General features: G+C 33.4%; 16 protein-coding genes. 8 read left to right on the top strand and 8 right to left on the bottom strand.

What is annotated here, in order from left to right:
- Position 1 precedes the first annotated feature (1 nt).
- The 4 genes from A9Q93_RS04120 (at position 2) to A9Q93_RS04105 (ending at position 3,031) form a co-directional block, all read left to right on the top strand.
- Positions 2 to 829, top strand: a complete 828-nt coding sequence (locus A9Q93_RS04120; RefSeq protein WP_303686107.1) for a biotin-dependent carboxyltransferase family protein — start codon at positions 2 to 4, stop codon at positions 827 to 829.
- A gap of 84 nt (positions 830 to 913) precedes the next feature.
- Positions 914 to 1,912 (top strand): YihY/virulence factor BrkB family protein, encoded by a 999-nt coding sequence (locus A9Q93_RS04115; protein WP_303686106.1) that lies wholly within the window; start codon positions 914 to 916, stop codon positions 1,910 to 1,912.
- Between the two features lie 152 nt (positions 1,913 to 2,064).
- Positions 2,065 to 2,565: a pyridoxamine 5'-phosphate oxidase family protein gene (locus A9Q93_RS04110; RefSeq protein ID WP_303686105.1), complete on the top strand. Its 501-nt coding sequence runs from the start codon at positions 2,065 to 2,067 to the stop codon at positions 2,563 to 2,565.
- A gap of 22 nt (positions 2,566 to 2,587) precedes the next feature.
- Positions 2,588 to 3,031 carry a hemerythrin domain-containing protein gene (locus tag A9Q93_RS04105; protein WP_303686104.1) on the top strand — a complete coding sequence of 148 codons (444 nt, stop codon included), beginning with the start codon at positions 2,588 to 2,590 and terminating at the stop codon, positions 3,029 to 3,031.
- 37 nt (positions 3,032 to 3,068) lie between these two features.
- On the opposite strand, the gene A9Q93_RS04100 is transcribed toward A9Q93_RS04105, so the two are convergent.
- The 7 genes from A9Q93_RS04100 to A9Q93_RS04070 form a co-directional block, all read right to left on the bottom strand.
- Positions 3,069 to 3,194 (bottom strand): hypothetical protein, encoded by a 126-nt coding sequence (locus A9Q93_RS04100; RefSeq protein ID WP_303686103.1) that lies wholly within the window; start codon positions 3,192 to 3,194, stop codon positions 3,069 to 3,071.
- Between the two features lie 322 nt (positions 3,195 to 3,516).
- A complete protein-coding gene (locus A9Q93_RS04095) occupies positions 3,517 to 4,932 on the bottom strand; it encodes an exonuclease domain-containing protein (RefSeq protein WP_303686102.1) in 1,416 nt (471 codons plus the stop codon).
- A gap of 115 nt (positions 4,933 to 5,047) precedes the next feature.
- Positions 5,048 to 5,785, bottom strand: coding sequence for a LytTR family DNA-binding domain-containing protein (locus tag A9Q93_RS04090; RefSeq protein WP_303686101.1), 738 nt, complete (start codon positions 5,783 to 5,785; stop codon positions 5,048 to 5,050).
- Positions 5,772 to 8,603, bottom strand: a complete 2,832-nt coding sequence (locus A9Q93_RS04085) for a histidine kinase (RefSeq protein WP_303686100.1) — start codon at positions 8,601 to 8,603, stop codon at positions 5,772 to 5,774. The genes A9Q93_RS04090 and A9Q93_RS04085 overlap by 14 nt, the downstream gene beginning before the upstream one ends.
- A gap of 13 nt (positions 8,604 to 8,616) precedes the next feature.
- The gene (locus tag A9Q93_RS04080) at positions 8,617 to 10,692 is read right to left on the bottom strand and encodes a fibronectin type III domain-containing protein (protein WP_303686099.1); all 2,076 of its coding nucleotides are present in this window, start codon (positions 10,690 to 10,692) and stop codon (positions 8,617 to 8,619) included.
- A 41-nt stretch (positions 10,693 to 10,733) separates the two neighbouring features.
- Positions 10,734 to 17,681 carry a hypothetical protein gene (locus tag A9Q93_RS04075; protein WP_303686098.1) on the bottom strand — a complete coding sequence of 2,316 codons (6,948 nt, stop codon included), beginning with the start codon at positions 17,679 to 17,681 and terminating at the stop codon, positions 10,734 to 10,736.
- Between the two features lie 11 nt (positions 17,682 to 17,692).
- On the bottom strand, positions 17,693 to 19,456 hold the full coding sequence (locus A9Q93_RS04070; RefSeq protein WP_303686097.1) for a hypothetical protein: 1,764 nt from the start codon (positions 19,454 to 19,456) through the stop codon (positions 17,693 to 17,695).
- 262 nt (positions 19,457 to 19,718) lie between these two features.
- Here A9Q93_RS04070 and A9Q93_RS04065 point away from each other — a divergent pair, with 262 nt between their 5' ends.
- The 4 genes from A9Q93_RS04065 to A9Q93_RS04050 all read left to right on the top strand — a co-directional run bounded on the left by A9Q93_RS04065 (position 19,719) and on the right by A9Q93_RS04050 (position 24,362).
- Complete coding sequence (locus tag A9Q93_RS04065; RefSeq protein ID WP_303686096.1) at positions 19,719 to 21,467, top strand: histidine kinase; 1,749 nt, start codon at positions 19,719 to 19,721, stop codon at positions 21,465 to 21,467.
- Between the two features lie 2 nt (positions 21,468 to 21,469).
- Positions 21,470 to 22,228 carry a LytTR family DNA-binding domain-containing protein gene (locus A9Q93_RS04060; protein WP_303686095.1) on the top strand — a complete coding sequence of 253 codons (759 nt, stop codon included), beginning with the start codon at positions 21,470 to 21,472 and terminating at the stop codon, positions 22,226 to 22,228.
- A 50-nt stretch (positions 22,229 to 22,278) separates the two neighbouring features.
- A complete protein-coding gene (locus A9Q93_RS04055; protein ID WP_303686094.1) occupies positions 22,279 to 23,145 on the top strand; it encodes a hypothetical protein in 867 nt (288 codons plus the stop codon).
- A gap of 350 nt (positions 23,146 to 23,495) precedes the next feature.
- Positions 23,496 to 24,362, top strand: a complete 867-nt coding sequence (locus tag A9Q93_RS04050; RefSeq protein WP_303686093.1) for a T9SS type A sorting domain-containing protein — start codon at positions 23,496 to 23,498, stop codon at positions 24,360 to 24,362.
- Here A9Q93_RS04050 and A9Q93_RS04045 read toward each other — a convergent pair.
- Positions 24,352 to 24,498, bottom strand: a complete 147-nt coding sequence (locus tag A9Q93_RS04045) for a hypothetical protein (RefSeq protein ID WP_303686092.1) — start codon at positions 24,496 to 24,498, stop codon at positions 24,352 to 24,354. The genes A9Q93_RS04050 and A9Q93_RS04045 overlap by 11 nt on opposite strands.
- Positions 24,499 to 24,515 lie beyond the last annotated feature (17 nt).

The raw sequence follows: 24,515 nt of genomic DNA, 5'->3' as shown, positions 1-24,515 counted from the left end.
TATGACTATTATAAAACCAGCATTTTATTGCTCCATTCAAGATCTAGGTAGAATATATTACCGTCATTTAGGAGTTCCGCACAGCGGCGTTATGGATGAGGTTTCTGCTGGTTATGCAAATGATTGTCTGGAGAATGAAAAAAGTTCAGCTGTTATAGAAATCATAGCAGTAGGAGGAACTTATATCTTTTCTGAACCTACTTTTATTTGTATCACTGGAGCAAAAACTACGGTAAAACTAAATTCCATAGCAATAGAGCAATATGAAAGTATCAAAATACAAACTGGTGACCAATTAGAAATAGGAGCGGCTGTTGATGGTAACTTTATTTATATAGGTATTGCAGGTGGTTTTGAGGTTCCAGAAGTTCTAGAAAGTAGGTCTTACTTTAAAGGAATTACAAAACAACAATTGACAAAAGGAGACACTATTTCATATCAATCTAGTGAAGATTTAAAAGAATCTAAAATTGAGCCACAAAAATTAATTAAAAGTTCCGTTCTGAAATGTTTTCCTGGTCTAGAATTCCACTTATTGAATAGAAAACAGCAAGAACTACTTTTAAATTCAAGTTTTACTATTTCAAAAAACTGGAACCGCATGGCATTTCAATTGAATGAAAAAATAGATAATCTACTTCTTCAATTAAAAAGTAGTCCGGTACTGCCAGGAACCGTTCAATTAACACCTAGTGGTCAGTTAATTATCTTAATGAAAGATGCACAAACAACAGGTGGATATCCTAGAATACTACAATTAGACAAAGCATCTATTTCTATGCTTTCGCAAAAAAGAATGGGAACCTCTATTGACTTTTTGATTTTATAAAATTTAGATAAAATAACTTTAAAACAGTTAAACTATAATTAAGCCGCTAGAATTATTGTTAATTTCTTAGTTACTTCGTGATATATGAAGGCTACAGTACCAACAGAATCATTTAAATGGAAGCATTTACCATCTCTTTTATGGGATAGTGCAAAAAAATGGAACAGTGATGATGTGTGGCAATTAGGCGCTAGTGTTGCCTACTACGCAATTTTAGCACTTCCAGGACTTATGGTTATTATGATCAATGTTATCAGTACCGTATGGAAAGAAGATATTTCTACAGGTAGATTAACTAATGGTCTAGCCTCGTTAATAGGTTATGATGCGGCATCAGATTTAAATGAGATGTTGCAAGCAGCAAGATTAGATGATGAAAGCTGGATATCTAATATCATAGGTATGGTTACACTGGTTTTTGCAGCTACAGGAGTGTTCTATCAATTGCAACTGGCTCTTAATAAGATATGGAAACTTAAGATCAACCCTAAAACTCCATGGTGGAAAATGCTTACCGATCGAGTAAAAAGTTTTGGATTCATTTTAGTATTAGGTTTTTTAATCATGATCAGTTTTATTCTATCTGCAGTAATTGCCGTATTACAAGACTGGATTCAAGCAAATGTTGCAGAATATCTAGGCGAATTAGCCTTAGCCATAAATTTTATAATTTCTCTCACGATTATTTCATTCCTATTCGGGCTCATGTTTAGATACTTGCCTGATGCACGCCTTAAATGGAAGCTGGTATGGCCAGGAGCATTACTCACAGGTATTTTATTTGAAACTGGTAAATTTTTACTAGAGATATATTTCACACAGTCTTCACCAGCTAGTGCATACGGTGCCGCTGGATTAATTGTTTTACTACTTCTTTGGGTTTCTTATTCCTGCCTGATTTTATTCTATGGTGCCGAATTTATTTTGGTATATGCTACCAGATATGGGAACGGTATTACACCTAACTCTAAAGCCTTAAAGTACAAGGAAGAACTTATCGTGACCGATAAAGGAAGTGAAGTGACTGATAAGGATATTGAAGAAATCCTTGAAGCAGATGATAATAATATAGTAGACGCTTAAATACTATACAGGCAGCTGGTTATTATACCGCTTTCGCGAAAGCGGAACAATTTAAACACTATTCCATACTACCAGTCGCTATGTGAATAAGAAGTTAATTCATATTTAATTAGTAAAATTCCTACTTTATTAAAGTAAATTGAAAATAAAAAATGAGTACTAAAAATCTAATACAACAAGAGGCCAGAGAAAAATATCTAGAAATGACTAGAGATATCAAGACCGCAATGATGCTGACTAACCTGGGTAAAGCGCCTATTCATGCTATACCTATGGGATCAAAAAAAATTCTAGATAGTGGTGATGTGATTTTCTTTAGTAAATCAACAAGTGAGCACAACTCAAATATCGAAAAGGATAATAGAACGCAATTGATTTTTTCTGATAATTCATCAAAAGAGTTTTTAAGTGTTTATGGATCTACTGTGATCTCTAAGAATAAGGAATTAATTGATAAATACTACGATAATCTAGATAACAACTGGTTTGAAGGCAAGGATGACCCTACACTTATAGTGCTTATATTTTCACCTAGTGAAGGACATTATTGGGATACAAAAACTAACGCAATTGTTACTCTGGCTAAGCTAGCCTACACTAAAGTAACAGGAGACGAGACAAAAATAGGAGAGTCAGGAAGTCTACAACTATAATTTTTAATTTAAAACTAACCATATGAATATTTTTGAAGCATTACGAGAAGACCATGAGATCCAGAGAACTTTAATTGATAAATTAGTCAACACGTCTGGAGATAATGACCTTAGAAGGAATATGTTTAACAAACTTAAGAGAGAGCTTGCTATACATGCTGATGCTGAAGAGCGTTTTTTCTACGTACCATTAATCGAAGAAGATCTCACTCAAGAAAAAGCAAGACACAGCATTGCTGAGCATCATGAAATGGATGAACTTGTTGAAAAACTAGAAGATACTGACATGAGTAGCAGCGCGTGGCTAGTATACATGAAAGAACTAGCTCATCAAGTAGAGCATCACTTAGATGAAGAAGAGCAAGAAGTGTTTCAACTTGCTGGAAAAGCACTTACAGAAAAAGAGAAGGATAAACTTGCTAAAGATTATCAAGAATTTATGGAGAAAGAAAGAGAAGAGAGATAAAAAAAAATCCGATCGTAAGATCGGATTTTTTTTTGCGCTATAAGTAACTTTGATACGGGACGTTTGAGTTTTGATTTTGTGAATCCTCAGTATGATCCTCATTAGACTCTATAGTTTTACGTTTATAGTCGCTGTAACCGTTTTGAGAAATTATTAAATCCATGAGCTTTTTTTTTGATGTAAATATAAAGCTATGCACGCATAGTGTATTTTAAATAATTCTTAATTATTTAGCAGCTTTTGTTAAGTTATCAGTACTATTTGAGGTGAATAATAATAATAATTTCTAAATTATGTAAATATTTAAATTACGGTTTATTGTTTTTAAAAAGTAAATTACCTCTAGTAAAAGAAGGAGTGTTTTATCGATTTGAGGTATTAACACATTAATTTTCTATTCATTTAAATAAGCGATTGTCTTAAAACAAATAGTTATTAAATATGAATGGGGCTAATCGATTAATTAAGCTATCTGAATTTACTTATCAACTACTATACATTGCTTCTTCATTCTTGTTTTCAAAAATCACATTTTGCTCTCCATACTTTTTTAAATAGGATCTTATGATTTGATTAGTATGGTAATTTGCCACCTTGCGATCTATAAAATCTTCACAATCTGAAATGGAAGCAATCGATGCATATTGATCCACATAACCATAACCTTGATATTCACCATCTTTTACCATTACAAAACAACTTTCCTCAGCCGTACGTCCAGGTTGTTTAATGATATAATTCGGATTTTGGTTGTGCAAAGATGCTATTGCTTGAGTGGCTCTTATATTGTAAAGAGAAACTAATTCTTCCTTTTTACAAACACCTTTACAGTTTTTTATTTTATAATGAGAAGTGCAATCGGCTTGAGTTTTAAAACTACAGTAACGAGGACATAGATTAAAGTCTTCACAGAGTTGCTCTAATTGTTCTACGGCATGCGCACGATTGTAATGAGTTACTACCGAATAGTCATAAGATTTTACCAGCCCAACGGCAAATTGAATCACACCTAACTGATTTTTATAATGCAAAATTTGGTAAGCCTTACGAGGTTTTTTTTGCGCACTATTAAATTTTGGGTAGTAATGTCGTATCAAATCTGCTTCTTGAAGCAAGGCAACAAGTTCATTACCGGTAGGAATATGTTCTATGTGATGAATCTCTTGACACATGAGATAGGACTTACTCGTTTTAGAATAAAAATGAGAAAGCACACGTTTTTTTAAACTAATCGCTTTCCCGACATAGATCACCTTGCGAGCTTGATTTTTAAAAAGGTAAACACCAGGCGCATCTGGTAAATTGTGAAAAAGGTTGCGATCCAAATGTGGTGGAAAGGTTCCTTCTTTACTGCTACCTTTTAGAAATTTAGCAAACTCAACACCATCTTCATCTATTTCAAGAAGTTTTTGAAATAGCGTTACCGTTGCATCTGTATCACCTTCCGCACGATGTCGATTTTCAAGATGAATCCCTAAAGAATTACAAAGCTTTCCTAAACTATAAGAGTTCATTCCAGGAATAAGTTCTCGTGAAAGTCTAACAGTGCAAAGCTTCTTACGTTTAAAATCAAATCCTATGCGTTTGAATTCATTACGTATAATGTTGTAATCAAAGTTGACGTTATGCGCCACAAAAATACAATCGCGCGTCATGCGATCTATTTCTTCTGCCACTTCAGAAAAAAGTGGCGCGCTAGCCACCATTTCATTATCGATACCAGTAAGGCCAGTTATAAAGTCTGGAATAAGACTTTCTGGATCGATAAGAGTAGTAAACTTTTCTTCTATTTTATCACCTAACATTCGCACAATGCATATCTCGGTCATGCGATTGTTGCTCATTCGGTTGCCCGTAGTTTCTATATCTACAATGCTATAATATTGTTCTTTAAAATTCAAAAGTCATCTAATTAGGAAATGTTCCAAAATTATGGAATAATTCCTAATTAAATAGGTAAAGCTATTCTTTTAACAGTGTTTGTTTTTTTCTCGCTTTCGCGAAAGCGCAATAGTACTAATTAAATAAATCTAGAAAAGCTTGTTTATAAGTTTTAGTAATCGGTACTCTATACGCATCACCGATTACCACATAACCCTCGTTTTCAAACGCCCTAACAGATTTAATATTAACAATGTGTGATTTATGGCACTTGAAGAAATTATCATCTAAGTAATTACTGAATTTTCCTAAACTATAGGAACTGGTGATCGTTTTACCATCTACTAGATGAATTTTTGTATAGCCATCATAACCTTCTAAATGAATAATTTCTTCTTGAGGAATAAAAGAAATACCTTTTTGCGTAGGAACCTTCAGTTTATGGTCGCGATCAATAATCTTATTGAGAAGTTCTACTAGATTATCATTTTGATCTGAATGCTTCTTTTCTATATTTAAAATAGCTTTATCTATGGCCTCTTTAAGCTCTGTATTATCTACAGGTTTAAGCAAGTAATCGACAGCGTTAAGTTTAATTGCTTCTAATGCGTATTCTCCATGAGCGGTGCAAAAAATTACTTGAGATTTTAATTCATCAATCCTATTAATTAACTCAAAGCCGTTAAGTCCTGGCATTTGTATATCTGTAAATAAAATGTCAGGTTCTAGATCATTGATGGATTTTATAGCTTTTATAGGATCTTGAAAAATAGCTGTTATCTCTATTTGATTACTAATCTTTTCAATTTTATTCTTGAGATTTTGAAGTGCAGTATGCTCATCATCTACTAGTATCGCTTTATAGATTTTCATTGCTGTTTTTTTTAATGTCAAATATCACTTTATGGCCAGGATATTTATCATCTGCGGTTAAGGATTTACGCTTAATTTTTATTTCCCATACTCTAGAGTCATTTAGGTATCTTAAACGATCCTCTAACACTGTAGAAGATTTATAGCGTTGATCTTCTTTATTTAAAGAATAACCTATTCCGTCATCTTGCACATAAATTTGAATATGCTGTGAATTCAACTTTTTAAATCGGATAGTTACTTTACCAGGAATATCTTTGTTAAAGACACCATGATTAACTGCATTTTCTACAATGGGTTGCAACAGCATACAAGGTAGTTTCTCTTTCAGGTTTAAATCGGGATCTACTATTATTTCATAATTCAATTTGTTCTTAAATCGTAGTTTTTCTAGATCTAGATAGTTTTTAAGTAATGAAATTTCTCTTTCAATATTAATCCATTGCTCTTTGCTTAGTTCAAAAAATTCTCGAACTAATCTGGAGAATTTGACTAAATAAATATCGGACGTTTCAAAATCATTCTCATTTATGTAATACTGTATTGCAGTAAGTGAATTGAATACAAAATGTGGGTTCATTTGAGAACGTAATGCTTTTAACTGTAGATCTGATAATTGTTGTGATCGCAACGCATCCTTGTTCTTCTTTTCCTCAAGATTTTTGGTCACTGTTTTAGTGGTAAAAATTATCAAAGTTATACTGCCTAAAAGTAGGAGAATATAAAACCATAAGGACTGGTGCCACATTGGTTTTATCGAAAAGCAAAAGGAGTTTACAATACCTTCACTTTTTAGAGTTAATTCATAATCTGCTGGAGGCAGGTCAGAAAACCGCAAATTTGCTGAGGAAGTTTCAGTCCAATTTTTTTGAGTAGGTGATAATTGAAACTCGTAATTTAATTTTGAATTACTTCTGAAATCTATAGATTTTACTACGACTTGTAAATCACCTTTTGACTGATATTTGATTTCAGAGCCTTTATTCAAATTTTTATTTGCATACACCATGTTTTCTACATAAATGTCTAGTAAACCTTGTTCAGGCTGATAATCTAAAGGAAAATGTATTATACCTTGATTAGTAGCTATAAGTAGTAAATTACCTAACTTCTCCACACCATTAATTTTGTTAGTAGGCAATCCATTAGTATTATTCCATATATTCTTAAGTAGGAATTTATCATTTACATATTCATAATGATAAATTCCTTTATTACTAGGCAAATAAAGATGATTATCTTCAAAATAAGGATGGTTAGTTTTGAGAAACTCACTTCCTTCTAATAGTTCTATATTGTTTAAATCGGTAATATAAACACCATATCCGCCAGTACATAATATTATGGATTTTTGATTTATGGGTAATAAATCTATAACAGGTTTCTTAAAATTTGAGAGCGATGGGACTATTTTAAATTCTTCATCCGCAAGCTCATATAATCCGTTGGATACTCCTACTAAAAGTTTTCCTTGAAATGACACTTCACAACGTACATTATTTAATTCTAAGAGTTTTCTGTTTTCTAAATTGTTAGGGTCTATTTTATTTATTCCACCAGAAACATGACTATAGATATAGTCTTGATGATAATCCATAGAACGGCTTATTTCACTTAATACTTCATTCGTGGTTTGGCTTGTTTTCTTTTCTTGATTATTGCTATAAATTTTTTGTCTAGTAATAAAGTAAGAACAATTTAATTCTTCTAAATATTGAGCGTCATGAAGAAAATGACTGGTAGAGATGTGAGGCACAAAACGATTAATTTTTAAGTTATATTTATAAAAACCTTTACCACTAACAAGAGCAATTATATCATCATCTACACGTTTAATATCATTTATTTTAGAATCGCTAAATTCCTTAATAATTGACTCTTCCTTTATAGAATATTTAAAAATACCATTTGTGAATGACGCCGACCAGACATTGTTTTCTCGATCGATAAATGAGAAGTGTGATTTCCATTTTTTAGGAATATTAATCACCTTACTTACTTTTAAATTTTGATCTAATAAGGCTACTATATTTTCCCCAGACAATTGCAAAGAATTATTTACTAAATGAATGCGACAATATTTAATAGTAGATGTGTCTAAAAGGTCTTCATAAGAGTAAATTTTTGTTTCTAAATTATTTAAATTTAAAAATCCATAATGGTGCTTTGTAAACGCTATAAAGAGACTATCAGTAAGTTGCATTCTTAAGTGACTCAGATAGTTAAAGCTACCATCATCAACAGTAATAAACTTATCCTCATTAGTAATAACTGCTAACTTGTTAATATCGTTTTTAAGAACAACTACTCCTTTATATTTAGGATGAATTAAATAGGCCTGATTTATATAATCTTCATTAGAATTATACTCCATATTTTCCCATTTTTTATCATTGTTTATAATATGAGAGGTATTAGAACTCGACGCTATAAGATCGTTTCCTGTAAAACCTGGAAAAAAAGGATTCATTCCTATGTTTTCTTTAACGTTTTTGAAATCAAAAACAATATCATTTAAAATATACCCTAAACTGGTACTTTTTGCTACATACCACAATTTCCCATCCTTAGCAGGAAATAGATTGTAGATATCATTTGTAGGTAATCTATCTTTAGTTGTGAATGTCTTAAAATCTGTCCCGTTGAATTTAACTAGGCCTTCATCAGTTGCGATCCATATAAACCCATGTATATCTTGTGTAATTTTATATACATGATTACTAGGTAGTCCATCTTTTTCAGAATAGTTAATGGTCGTTTGGGAGGCACACCAGTTAATGGTGCAGAAGAAAGCTATTATAACCCAAAATCTTAACATAAATACTAATGTACTATTTAAAGCTTACTTGTTCACTTAATTTGGACTGGCCACCATCAGTGGTAAAAACTTTAATAGCATAGGTGCTTTTGTTTTTCTCGCTTTCGCGAAAGCGTAACACATCACTTTTTTTATACTGTACAAATTGTCCTTTTTTATTTTTTTTATAAATTACAAAATAGGTTTGCTCATTCATTTCTTTATAGTCCCATTCTAATAATACCTGATCTTTATCTGTAATTAACCTTAAATTTTGCACAGTAGGGCGCATACCATCATCATAGGGTTTTCCCATCACTGGAATTGAAAAATTAGAGCGGTTATCACTGTCATCTATCGCCTGTAAACTATAATAATATTTGACTCCGGTTATCACTTTTTTGTCGATATATTTCTTTTGATCATTTTGTAATTCTGCATACTTTACCCAAGGCTCTTTAATATCTGTTTTTCTATATAAAGTTTGTGCCACGACATCTTCACTACTGCTCAAAATAAACTCTAACTCTATGAATTTTTTACCAACTTTTACATTTTTAAATACTGGTGTTTCAGGAGCAATATAATCTGGTCTTTTCACTTTTAATACATCAGAATAATCGGACTGATTAAAATTATAATCGAGTGCTTTGATTTTATAATAGATATACGGTGTTAGTGATTTTAAAGTCACTGTATCTTTAAAAACGGTAATTGCTTTTGTATAGATGGTATCCTTTTCATGAAAACCTTCACTAATTACAGAAAATTCATGCTCTGCAGCATTAGATCTAAATAATCGATACCCCATTAAATCTCTTTCTTTATTAAGTTCAATATCAAGAGTGACAATTCCTAAAGAATCTATTTTACCTTTTAAAAAACTAGGTTTTACTGGAGGAATAGAATCTATGATAGTAACAAAGTAAGGACTTGAAGAACTTATGTTACCTGTAGTGTCTATCGCCTGCACCACATAATAATTGTCTTTTTCTTTACTGTACGTTTTATCGGTATAGCTGGTCGTATTTTTAGGTAGTAAATTAGAATGTAAAACTCTAAAATCACCTTTGTTTTTAATAGATCGTGCGACAACAAATCCTTTTAAGTCTGGTTCCATAACGGGCATTTCCCACCTAATATTCACCTCTTCTGGTTGATCGTTTTTACCGCTAATTATGGATGGGTTTACTGGTGGTGTTAAGTCGACTGGCATTCCTGTTGCTGTTCCAAAATATTGTTTTTCTCCAAAAGGATTGAAACCATAAAAACGGTAGGTATATTCTGTATAATTGATGAGATTTTCATCAGTATAACTATTTCTGGTAGAAGTAGGGTCTGACTTCAAGACTGGCTTGCTGTTTAACAACTCAAATTCACCAGTCGAATTATTCTTACGTTCCACGTGCGCACCGGTGATCATATCATTCTCATCCCAAATGAAAGTCAGTTTTTTATCCCAAGTTTTAACGTAAATGTCTCTTTCAGTTTTTAGACTTTCTTTAATGGTTTCCATAAGAAACATACCTTCACCTACGGTATAATCTGTAATCTTTTCTTTTAAAGAAATGCGGTAAACGTATTGTTGATTTTCCTGAGCAGTTATGTCAGTATAGGATAATCCTAAAGCGCGAGCAACCTTATTATTTTTTACAGCATTCATTACAAAAATGATGTATTCAAAATCTTCTTTGAATTTTTGCTCTTGCATTTCTTTAATACCTTTATCAAAAGAAAATTTTCCACCTCGTTTTTCATCTCTTTTATCGTAGAATTCTTTGGCTAGAGTTACATCTTTTTTCAAATCTTCTGTAGTGCTACTTAATAAATTAGACCACTCATTTTCCTGATAAGGAAAAACCTCTGCAATTTTTTTATAGATTAAAGTATCATTGAGTTCATTAAAATCTGCTCTTTCAATAACAAACCCTTTTTTCAAACCTTGATAGAGCGCTTTATTTTTATCAGGAAAATAAATTAATTCAACGGCGTTATCTACATATCTACCTATTACATTGATGGTGCTAGATGGATTTAATTCTTCTTCAAATTGCGCTAGACAAGGCAATGAAGTCAACGCAAATAAGAATAATATTATAATTTTTTTCATAGTTTTTTCTTTAATTGAAAAATTGTGATCTTTTGAACTTTTTAATTACGTCTTAACATAGCTCTGTTTCTAGCGAGTACATTTCTATTTACCGCTGTTGCTCTAGGTCTAGAAAATACAGATGGAGTAGAATTAGTAGTTGGTCCAGATGTGCCGCCAGGTGATGCCATTACATTCATATTAGAATTAGTAGCGCTCGCAGTAACACTTACAACTTGCATAGGTCCAGTTCTTACTGTTTTTTCTTTAGTCTCTGTAACCGCATTGCCATCAGAATCGGTAGCGTTGACCCAATTATTATTGATTTTTTCTTTTAACGTTGCTACGACTACTATTTTATAAGTCTTGTTTACCTGTAGGTCATTTGTAACTGGTGGTGCTGCCGGTGGTAATGTTCCATAATTTGCAGGTCCAGAACTTCCACCTGATGGTGGTGGAGTGATCGCCGGACCAGATGTAGATGGTGGAGCAGGATACATAACTGCTGGCCCAGAATTTGTACTCGCTAATGTATTATTACTAAAAGCTCCGGTATTAAGTCCCGAACTTCCCATAGTTGCTAGGGACATGTTAGCAACTTGCATCGCACTATTTGATGAAGTTCCATTATTGGAATTTCCTGAAGGTATCACTGAATTTTGAATAGGAGCTAGACTTTGATTAATGGTACCATTTACTGACTGAGCAGATAAAGTCCCTACTACATAAAGTTCTTCTCCTAAATTATTATCATGTTTTATCCATCCAGTAGGATTTGCATTCCCTCCAAACGTGCTAGCTCTAGGAACTTCAACAAAAGTATTGTTATCTTGAGCATCAATATATAATTTAACTTCTCGTTCGAGTTTAAAAGTTCTATTCACAACAGCACCTGTACTTTGTTGTTCCCCAACATCAAATTCATCTTCAGGGCTTAAACCAAATTTTATAGCAATAGGCTGATCAACTGGGAAGTTATAAGTAACCGTAGGAGGATCAGGATGTATGTAAGTGATCAATCTTTGTGCTTGATCTCCAGCGGCATCTTCTTGATCAAAAGATTGAGTTGGCACAGGAACACTGCCATTACAATCTGTTCCCCATTCAAAATTAGATTGAAAACTTCTATTTACTAAATATATAGTTTCCCAGTGTTGACATGTTTTTAATGGCCTACCAATTTTTCCATGTGACCATGAATGTAGGTAATTAACATGATTACCATCGTTTCTACATCTTCCACAATCTCCTTGTATATTGTGCACGCGTTTAGTAATTCCACCTATTTTCACTTCTGCACGTACCTCGCCTACAACGTAAGTAGGTCCAGGGAATTTTCCATCTAGCCATCCACCAGCTTTTACATTTAACAAATCCCATCTACTGGAATTTTTAGAAACATAAGCATCAACTGAGGCATAAAATCCAAGTGATCCTCTAGCACGCCATCCATTAAGGCCAAAGTCTTTACTGGAATCAGCACAATTAACATCTAGTTTTTTCATCATGCTTAGGTTAATTTCTGCCCCAGCAGCAAGATCTAGATTGATATCATAGCTGCCTACGATATTTTTGTTAATATTCTTTTCAAATTGAAAACCTATCCCAAAAGCAAAACCCTTTCCTAAGGCAGAATTCCCATCGACACCACTAGTAACTGGAATACCTGGCTGGCCTCCATTAAAAACTCCTGCCCATCCATTTTTAAAAATTGGAGTAAATCCATCTGGAGATTCTATATTATTTCCAAATGTCAAATATTCATATAAAGAGATCCCGAAGACATTTACGGTATTTAATGCAGAAGGTTGCCCAAATTTAAAATGCCATAAATTAGTACTACCGTCTATATCCACATTAAGGTTTGCAGGATATGGTGTATAAATATTCTCTGTATTCACGTTTGCATCTACATTTAATGTAAAGTGTTTATCTGGAAAATTATAGTCTGCTAAAACACTACCCTTTACTTGTGCCTTATCTCTTTCAGATTGTGGCGTTATTGGACCACCGATATAAAAATCACCAGTGAAACCTATATTTATTAATCCTTGAGATTGGGAAAACTGGCCATTTAAACCAACATCTGCATTAAAAGAGTCTGGACTTGCAGAGTTAGCGATGGTCGCCTCTACCATGAAACCAAGATTACTAGGTTTAGGAGAAAAGGTGTAATGCGCAGGAACCGCACCAGCGGTCGGGACTAAAGTACTCTCCATATTTTTGTAAGCGCCACCGCCAAAACCGTTAAATGATAAACCTGGTAAAAACGGCAATCCAGGAGAAAATTTTGCAGCTGCCTCAACACGCCAGTATCTATAGGTTGTACCATTGTTTTGATAACTTGTATTGCCAAACTCTGCTAAGGCAGATATTCCTATACTTGGCGTTTTGAAAGAGGCTTCAAGTGTTCCTTTAAATCCATTTCCAAAAACAGCATCATCGTTTCTAAATTGTATGGTACCATCAATAGATACTGCTGGTAAATGAGCATAAATAGAGATATCGTCTATTCCAGTACTGATATATGTAGGTTTGAATTTACTCGTTGAGTTACCTTGATTATCTTCTATAGCAACCTCTACAGCCATTTTCGTTTGTCCACCTATATCTTCTGTAAGATTAAAAATAACATCGAACTTTAGATCACCGTGAATCAATTGATTACCTGTATTTGTTTTAGTTTCAAAATCAATATTTGAAATAGTCACTGGAAAATTAGATAAGAATTTTTGCGGACTCGCAAATGCCCAAGTACCTGGCTCAAAATCAAATTTATTGCTGGATAAACTAGAATCGTAATTCATCTTAATTCCTTGAAACCCTAGATCCATATTGACATGTTTCACAGGCCCTAATTTTACATCATCCCAAACAAAATTACCATGTAAATCTATGTCAAAAGTCTTCTTGTTCTTATCCACCAAAGCGACTATGTTTGAAGTAGGAGTTAACTCCATCGTTCCCTTTAATAAGTTTGCATTTATCGGTCCTGTAGGTTCAATGGTTAACTGAAACGAAGAAGGTGAAGTCGCTGTGGTAAATAAGGCTTTATATTTTAATGGATTTTGAATGGAATCTCCTTTACTAACAGGCAGTCCTATTCGTCCTTTTACATAAGCATCATGAAAAGAACTACTTCTTATATCCACTCTTACAGTATCGATACTGGCAATTAAGTCAGCCACGCTTGCATCTCTGAAACCAGCTACATTTTCTGCCTCAGCAACTAGAGTCACACCAGTATCATTTATAATCATATCATATATGGAAAGTTGAGGTACGCCATTTAAATTAGTTTGCCATGATGTAGGCATTCCTACAGTAAGCTGTTCCATGTGAAAACCTCTGAACAGGATGGTGTTTTCTCCCGTATAATTAGAAGGAAAATCGCTTGCAGATTGAAGATTATTAGGGTTAATGGTATCTGACATGTCAAAGGAAATATTACCTGCGAGAATGGTCATTCCTTGAGAATCTACAATTTCACACTCTTCTAGGTTTCCAGTTAACACCATATCGTTCCAGTCTTGAACAATTGCTTGAAAATTTGCAGCAGTACGAGAACTTCCATCATCTGGAACAGGTACTAACCAATCTCTAGTAAAAGTGGTCTCTAGTTCAATACCGAATTGAGAGAAACCGTTTTCATCCCATTCTATATAACAACCACCTTGTGGATTATTTGCAGGACTAATAAACTCAAAAGTAATTTTGTTATTCATGTTACCTACTGTAACATTTTCTAACAATTCTAAACGTCCCGGTGGCGTTTCAACATTCGTAGGGTGAAATTTTATATTCTTTGCGATAAATCCAATAAGTTGAGGATCTTCGCCAGGACCTTGCCAGCTAGGAGGTGTGTTTTTTGCAGCTACTAGATTAAATTCCGACAAATTTGGTCTGAAGACTATTTCTGTCATGGCAAACTGATCTCCATTTGCATAATTAACGCCTAACGGCATTTTTACAGGAGACGTATTTTGATTTAATGGTCCAGTCGGAATCGGTGATTGCTGTCCGATATTAGGAGCATTAATAGCAGTTCCAGCTGTGTTATTTACCCAATCTACGGCGTCACCAGATGTATCATTAGTCCAGTCTATTACATCTCCTACGATATCATTTCCCCAGTTTGCAACAGAGTTTGCTGTGTTATTAGCTAGTGAGCTATTAGATACTATTTCTTCTGCCCATGCCTGCGGATATACCGGTGCTGGTGCATCGTAAACTTCGCCTAAAATTTTACCTGTCAGTAAATTTTTATTAGTATCGACGGTAATGTCAGTAAATTTTACTGCTACACGAGCTGCTATCCAATCGACAAAAACATGACCTTTACCTGTTAACTGATTTGTTGAATCTACAGAAACTTCTGTCACTTCTACTTCAAATTCATGTGAGAATCCAGCATGAATAATATCACCTACAGCAACAGTTGAAGTTTCGGTGTCTCCTTGATTCAGGTCTTGCAAATTTTGAGGGACAGGAATACAAAATTCTTTAACACAAGTTTCTCTCTCAATCCCATGTTTAGGGCTAATAGTATATGTAATACAAATTTCCTCTGGAATTTCATGGGATATTGCACTATATTGATGTTCAAACGCATTGTTGCCTTGAATAGCAGTTTCAGAATGATCACTATCCCAGTTAATCGTTGTTTCTATAGTATAGTCTTCAGGATTTGAATTGTACGTAGATTTGCAACCTATTAAATAATCCCTTAAAGCTGTTACATTAATCAGGTTTAATTTCCGCGGATAATTATTGGGCTCTAATTGTTGAATTTCAATTATGGGCTCCACTAATGGTGTAAGATCGCAATCACAATCTGCTTCTTCTTCCGTGCTTTCAACGTTTTCTGTCTCATCGGTAGAATTGATTAAAGTGGGAACAGCAACCTCTTGCGTGAAATAGCAATCTATATTTGCATTCGTATTTACAATATGGAAGGTAACCGTTATGCTAGTAGGGATGACACTGGTATCGCCATTACTAGTTTCATAGGTATGAATATTTGAAAAATTATCAGTAGTATTTTGGGTTTGCCAGTCATAAGAAATTGTCCCAATAAAAAATTGGGATTGTAAACCGTATTCAGGATCTCCATCCATATTTTCTATCCCATCAAAATTCTTTTTTGTGGTCATACATTCTATAATAGAATCTAATTCCGCTTGAGCAGTTGGAATATAAACTACATGATTATTTTCATCTGAAACACTTTGAGTATGTCTTATTTCAAGATTCGGTATGGATACCACATTACCATCTAAGCATTCACATTGTTGATCTGTTTCTCCTGCATTTGGATTAACATCAGCTGTGTCATCTAGTTCACCAACATCTTCAGGATTACCTAAATCGTCTAATGCCATTATGGTTTCATCTGGTAATTGGATACAATATGTTTTTTCACAAGTAAATCGTTCTCCGTTGATCCTTCTTTCTGTAACATAGGTAAAACAAACCTCAGTAGGATATTCACTTCCATCAAAGCAATTAATCGTATAGGTATGATCCACATTTATAGTGCTTCCATTGAAGCTATTTTGTGGTGTAGAGTGAATTCCATTATCGTAATTAATTAATAGCTCAGTATCAATACTTCTGTTGGTTCCTTGAGTTAAAAACTCTTGTTCTATCAGCGAGGTAAATGCAGCTACATCAGCTAATTCAATTTTCAAAGGATCAGCACTTGAGGTAGAATTTATAAAGCTTATAGTTCTTTCAAAATCACTTTGAGATGGAAAGTTGCAAGATTCTTCATTATATATGGTTGTTGCTGTTACATCCTTTACTACCTCAATACTACAGGAAGTGAGGCCAGCAATTAATGGACGCAATTCCATGTTAATGCTTATACTTGGCGGAATATTAAAGCTGCTGTCTTGAGTTGTATTATAATCGTGTAATATTGATGTAGTATTGAAATTGATAAATTCCATTTGATGGCTGCAACCCCAACTAATAGTGGTTATCAATTCATACTTAGTAGGATCAATGATTCCAGCTGCTTGTAGCCAAAATCTATTTTGCATTACGCTCAATCCATTTAAATCAAGTGTAGTTAGACTACTATTTGCAATAAAAAATAAATCATCGCTTAGGTCTACTGGGTTTATATTACAATTTATTACTGTTTGCTCGCTGGAACGAGTTGTAGAATTTCCATTATCTGTGCCTCGTATGTTGAAAACTCCATAATCCGCAAATCCATTATTTTGAGCTCTATAGGTATTGCCTTCAAGTGTCATAGGTTTGATTCCCCAAACATACTGCTGGTCTTCATCTGGTGCAGGAATGTCCAGCGGCCATGTAAATTGAGTTCCTATGGTAACTTCTTCTTCTATAATAGGGTAGTTGATACTAAAAGCTTGGCTAGGAGTTTGTCCAGCTTGAACTTCACTAACTGCGATTAAATAGGTAATACCAGTCATAGCGTCTGGTATTGGGACTAATGGTGTCCATTGAAACATCAGGCTATTAATCAATAAAGGATCTATTTCCATACCACCGATAGGAGATAACAATTCTGGCATTTGATAATCAGTTATGATCATAGGACGACATATTTGTTCTGGTTGCGTAAGACTGCGACCATCACTACCTACTAACTCTACGCAAAAACTATAAGAACCTGGCGGCAACATACCTGTACGAGATAATTGATCTCTAAAACTAGGGTCAACAAATTGTACGGCGTTATAAGGGATCAATTCGTCTGCGAGGAATGTTTCTGTTCCAAAGTCAGCCATCATTAATGGCACGGTATCGTCTGTCACTACTTTTAAATCTCCATCTAGTAATAAACTTACTTTGATGCGATAATCTATAGTAGATCCAGCGGAAGGATTAGTTACCGTAAGGATCGCTAGGTTATTACGATTAGTCCATTCACTTAATTCTGGTGTAGGATTTGAATCTACATTAAGCGTTGCTTGTAACTGTGCTTCTGTCCAGTTGCAGGAAGTAATAAATACTAGCACTAATAATATATTTTTCATAATCCTGTATTTTAAAATCGTTGTTGAATAGAAAATTGAACTCTGTTCTGACCTAGAAATCCTCCTGGTCTTGAGTTTCCATAACTAAAATTCGTATATCGATACCGCAGTTTACACTGTAGTTTTTTAGTGAGTTTATAACCTAATTTTAAGTTGAAATTACTTCTATTGTCGGTTGTAAATCCTGGAACATCTACATGGGCATAATTGAATCCAATAGAAGGAGTAAGTTTTTTATCTAGCAATTTATAACTAGCTGTTAGGCCATAATTGAGCATGTTAAAATCTCCGGTAGGTAATTGATTTTCTAGATAAATGCTCTGTAACCCTATATTTAATGGTATTTGTAAGAAGGAAATATTATAGTTGAGAGAGTAGGTGGAGTTTTCCGCTTTCGCGAAAGCGTTACTAACAACATCAAATTGCTCAAAACTATTTAATGCGACATTACCGGATATTAAATGCAGGTATTTCTCACCTTTAATGGTGTAAGAAGGAGAAACCGTGATAGAATTATTTATTAATTCAATGCGCTGGTTTAAAATATTGGCATCATTATTAAAACCAAAATTACTATAATTCACATTCAATGAAAACGACTCTGTTACTTGTGCAAAAACATTCACATTTGAAATAACACGTTCAGAAGAAGATAATTTTGTATTGTTTAAGTTATTAGTGCGTATTCCAAAACTACCTGTAAGATTAAGTTTATCCTTAAAGAGTTTCATACCAGTGTTTACTTTATAATCCAATATATCACGTTCTACAAATCGATAACCTACCGGTAAAAATCCTGGCCCGATATACTGCACTTCACCACCTATTTGAAATTTATCTCCTTTCCAGTCTATACGAGAATTGTGAGCAAAATCTGCCGTAGAACTGGCATTTATTGTGATAACATCCTCAACGGCTGTAACATAATCTTCATCAATAGTACCATTGTTAAAAAGATCGCTGGTGAATATAGATCCAGCAGTCTCGGTTCTAATTTGGAGTTTTTTAAATAGCTTAAATTCTGCATAAGGTGAGACAGTTATACCTTCAATGGGTTCAATTCCTATGGGATCGATCGTTACAGAGTTTATATGATCCCTTACACGTACCACATTTACCGTAAATTTAGATCCTTCTAGTTTTCCTACTCCTATGCGAGCCATGGTTATACTTTGCTCATAGGCGCCAGGAATGTTGAGAGAAATATCAGGTTCTATTGCACGTTGCGATGTACCAAAGGCAGCAGATAATATAAAACTACCAGGATTTATTTCCATTCCTAAACCAAACATGGGGATATCTCCTGTTGTTAACGGTGTGTACTGAGGTGTTTGCGTACCAAAGAATCCTTGAGCCCATTTATATTTAGGATTGATACTTAGGTTGTTTGCTGGATTTTGAATATAATCTAGCGGACTCTCATCTGGAACACTTGGTAAGTTGTAAAGAACCTCTTGGTTTGTAACGTTAACACTTATAGGAATGCTAAAATGTTTACCAAAATTGATGCTCATTTGAGCATTAAGTCGAAGTAAATTTTCAGGAAATCGAGGTCTGAAACTGGAGTAGTTCTCTTGATAAAAGGAATAATAGTCATAATTAAAACCTATACTACCAGTTAATTGTACTGGTAACTTTTTTTGTTCTTCCTTTTGTGCGTAGCTTACGGTCAGGATAAAACAAAATAAGACCGGTAAAATTTGTAATCTAGTAACAAGAACACCCATAATTAGATTTTCTAAGGGTAGTCCGTAGACAGGATAAATTATCCTCATTCCCCTTTATTAAAAATCTAATATGAAACTATGTTAAGGTTTTCTAAACAAGGCTTTGTTAAGTGGTAGAGTTGATTCCTTGAAAACAGTTTCTGATTAGATGAAAGTTTATCTCGTCATCCTAAAAAAACTAACTTTTGTTATCACTTTCGCGAAAGCGGGATTGTTAAATGAATATGAAATACACAGGTTATATCAGTAGGCAAATTTTGCTATAAATAGTGATGCGTTGTAGATTTACCAATCAAACCGTTCTCATAAATTGAAATTTCTGTTATTCTTCTTAGGTATTTTATGTTTATCCAGTTGTGATAAGGCTACGTCTGTTTTAAATAACGAGAACCCAGCTAGCTCACAAACGGATAGTATTCCTATTTCTGAAAAGTATTATCAGGAAGGAATAAAATTTTATGAAAATGGTGATTTAGAAAAAGCTAAGAATGCCTACAGAGAAGCCATCGACCGTTGTAATTCTAATAAGTCTAGTGATTATTTTCAATATTACATCAGTTTGATAGGAATTCATCGTATGAAGGATGAATATGGCGATGCACTAGCTTTACTGAAAGAATACGAAGAGAAAGATTTAAAGCCAGTCGAAGAACATATTTTGACTATCATAAATATCGAGCAATATCTTTATTTAGCTTCAGGTCAATATAATGAGGCTTTAAAATCAAACGAAGAATATTATAATTTATTAAAAAACAATAAAAATAGTTGTAGTATTATAACCGCGTTGATTTTGAAAAGTGATATTCTTTTTAAGTTAGGTAGACTTGAAGAAGCAAATAAAATACTTGACGACCTTAAAAAAAGAAATGATTTAGATTTTGGTCAACAGCAAGGACTGTTTATTAAAATAGGGATTCAAAAATTTTATCAAGGCAATTTTAAAGATGCAATTGATTACTACAAAAGATCTTTAAATCTTAATAAGAAAATAGATCAAGATGGCAAGTATAATGCCGTTGCTATCGATTATGCCAATATTGCTGAAGCTTATATTGAACTTGAAGATTATGAGCAAGCTCGTGTTTATCTTGATTCTTTTAAAAGTATTAAACAAGAAAAGGTCGAAAATGATATAAGAGTCAGTGTCTTTAAATATGAATTGAGACTTGCAAGAGCCCTTCAAATTTCAAATGAACGAATTGAAGATTTAATTGATAAAACACAAAAGGATCAAGATCTTTTTTATCAAAATAGATTTACTAAAGATCTGGAGTTGCTAGTCGATGAAAAACAAAAATCAGAACAATTACTTAAAGAAAAACAACAAACCGAAATTGAAAAGCTCAACTTTAGAAACAAAGTTTTATTTATTGGTTCGATTTTAATAATCGGCTTACTAGGGATCCTCTTTTTTACTTTTAAACAGAAAAGGGATCACGAAATCGCTAATTTGAAAATTCATCAACGCTTATTAAGAGCGCAAATGAATCCGCACTTTATATTTAATGTGTTGAGTAGCATTCAAAATTTAGTGAGAAATGATGCAAAATCTGCTGCTCGATTCATTACTAAATTCTCAAGGTTATTACGTACTGTTTTAGAAAATTCTATGGAAAATTACGTGCCTTTAGAGGATGAAATAATGGTGCTTAAAAACTACTTAGATTTACAAAAATTGAGGTTTCCAGAGCTTTTTGATTATCAATTACTACTTTATGAAGGTATTGATGATAGTACGATCAAAATACCTCCTATGTTGATCCAGCCATTTGTAGAAAATGCAATCGAGCACGGATTTAAAGGAATAGAGTCGCGTGGATGGATTGAAATTCAATTGTCTAATAACTCTTCTAAATTAGGTAAGGTGCTGCTTTGTAAGATTATGGATAACGGAACTGGTTATGCCATCAAGAAAGATTCATCTAAGAAATCAGCTTCAGTAAAGTTGATTTCTAACTTTATTAAAAAAGCTACAGGTAGCGAGCTTTCCATTAGTTTTCTCGATCAAGAAAATAGTACAGGAACCGTTGTTGAATTTCAAATACCGACCAACTAATTATGGCATATACACTTATAACAATAGACGACGAAAAATACATCCGTGATTTTTTAATAGAACAGATTAGAGCAGAGTTTAATGAAGAAATTAAGGTAGTAGGTGAGGCGACATCCATCAAAGAAGGATTAGCATTAATTAAGTCAACTCAACCTGATATTGTTCTACTAGATATAGAACTAGAAGACGGTTTTAGTTTTGAGTTATTAGATCAATTAGATGACATCAACTTTGAACTCATCTTTATAACTGGTTTTGACGATAAAGCGATAAAAGCGATTAAGCTTGGTGCTTTAGATTACCTATTGAAACCCATTGATGAAGAGGAACTAGAAGAAGCTTTAAATAAAGCGCTAACTAATATCAAATCAAAAGCAAAATCTGATTCTACAATGATGGCTGGTGTTGCTTCTAACTTTTATAAGACAGAACAAAAAGAACATATTGTTTTAAAAACCTCTGACACCATACATTTAGTGAAGTTAGATAAGTTGATGTATTGTAAATCTGAGGGCAATTACACTACATTTTATCTTAATGGTCAATCTTCTGTATTGATTTCTAAACCACTTAAATATGCGGTAGAACTTCTGCCTGAACTCAATTTTGTACGTTGTCAGCAATCCTATATTATAAATACAAATTACGTAACCAAGTTTTTAAAATCAGGAACCATAATTCTTCAAGATAAAATTGAAATTCCAGTTTCTGGAAGAAATAAAGATGCTATTTTAAAACTAGTGATGTCAAAAATGAATTGAGTTCCTGCAAATTTGAAAGTGTTTCTTGTGTATTTGAAAACAAAAGTTTCTTGAAGGAAATAGGTTTTATTTTAGTTATCATATTAAAAATTGTTATGAAAAAGAAATTTTACTTACCGCTTATAGCATTGTTATTTATTTTCTCCTGTGAAACGGATGAAATAAAAGAAATTGATAACAAGGCGTCTCTTGAAGATAACGTTTCAAAAAGAGGAGCAAATAATGGAATCTTATTGAATTATCAAGACCATAAAGAAATGTTAGCTAGGAATTCTTTTATTGTTGGAGAACTAATGAGATTAGATAGTAACGATAAAAACTATGTATTTAGCTCTCTAAACAGCTCAACAAACTCTGTTTTAATGAGTGATTTGTTTACAGGTCAAAATTCTAGTATGTTTTTAAGACACTATAAGTACCTTGCACAATATGCAATTATAAATTATGAAGGATGTAGAGATATTTTTGAGACAGTTACAACTCCAGACAGTCAACCATGGCCTCCTAGACAGACTCCTGTTCCCTATCCTGCACCAGAAACAGATAGTGCTCAAACTTCTCCAATGGTTTTATCTTTAATCAATAATTTAATATTTAACAATACTGAAATTGTAATTCAAGCCTCTCCAAATCCAGAGGATATATATACAGTCGGCCATCCATTAAATGCTAATTCTTCTAATTTAGGAACCTTTATTTATGACACGCCAACAATTTATATTCCTAGGGGCAAACGTTCACAGCGCTGCGCAGTTTACTCAGAAGAAGTTATTGTAGACAATAGTACGGTAGATAATAATCGTGCAATTGTATTATCTAGACCTAACTTATCCAATGGAAATCCATATTCCTATGTCAACTTTGACGTAAATACATTTCTATCTAATTTAGGAAATACTAACCTTTCCAAATTGTAAATAATTCATTTTGTAATTTATCTAATGCATTACAAATTATTTAATTAGACTCAGTGGTTTTACCACTGGGTCTTTTTTTAGTACCATTACTTTATTTTAGGTAACAGTGTCATTGTCTTGACTACAAAACGTACTTTTTTTGTTTGTCTAGAATATTGACACTTCATTTTTTTGAAAACAAAATTACCAAATATGAAAGCAACACTGGTTAATTTGAATATGCTCAAACCGGTCCTTGCTTAACCTATAAGTTTGTCCTGTAGTTAAGTAATTATCTACCGCGGTAACCGAAAAGCGAATGAGTAGGAAATTTGAAATATTTTATTATGTATTTAAAAAACACTTTTTTAATGACCCTATTCCTTTTTATAGGAGTGACTTCAATAACATACGGTCAATGCACAAATTGTGATGATCCACTAAACGATATCACTCATGATGGAAATGGAACATTCACTGCCGCAAGTGCTCAGGCTTACTATTGGACAATTGAAAATTGTAATGCCACAGCTTCAATAGATGGCGCCAATACTTCTCGAAGCATCAATGTGACTTCAACCGTAGGTAGTGTAAATGTGAGACTTACTCGTTTTATTAATGGAGAGTGTATTCAATCATGTGAGACTTTCACAGTTATACCTGTAGACACCTGTGGAATAGAAGTTGGACCAGCAAAGGATTTGAATTTGCTAACAGATATAAATTTAGTTTTTGTGGCACCTTTGGATTTGGCCCCAGGCTGGAGTGTAACCAACATTTCGATTCAGTTAACTTTTCAAGACGGCACTGTTTTAAATGTTTCAGGATATTTAAATTCTGAGGGGAATCCACAAACTGATCTAATTCCAGTAGATTGTGAAAATGGAGTGATTCAATCTGTAATAACTGTTACAGGAACTAACGGAACACAAACATGTAGTGATACTACAACCCACAGATTTAAAGGAGGTCCAGTATGCGGTACAGATGGTTATGACTTTGAGGAGATAGAATTTAAGACGTATCCAAATCCTACCAATTCTATAATCAAGTTTTCAGGATTTGAAAAAGGCAAAAATTATAAACTCACAATAGCTAATTCTTCAGGAAAAGTGGTGTTTCACGGAGATGATCTTACCAAGGAAATTGACTTAAGTAGAGAGATAGATGGCATTTATTTTTATACCATTACCGATGATCAAGGCAATAAAAATACTGGAAAGGTTATTAAAAGATAGTCTTACCTAGTTGTATAGAAAGAGCAGTTTGTCTAGAAAGAAAAGCTGCTCTTTTGTTTTTATCTCGCTTTCGCGAAAGCGTGAATCTAATCAAAACAATACTCTTACCTCTCCATCTTCCGATTGCGCATTCCATCCATTAAATGAATAGTT

The organism is Nonlabens dokdonensis (genome assembly GCF_002162835.1).
GTDB lineage: Bacteria > Bacteroidota > Bacteroidia > Flavobacteriales > Flavobacteriaceae > Nonlabens > Nonlabens dokdonensis_B.
Note: the sequence above shows the minus strand (reverse complement) of the source record. Positions and strands in the feature narration are given on the sequence as shown.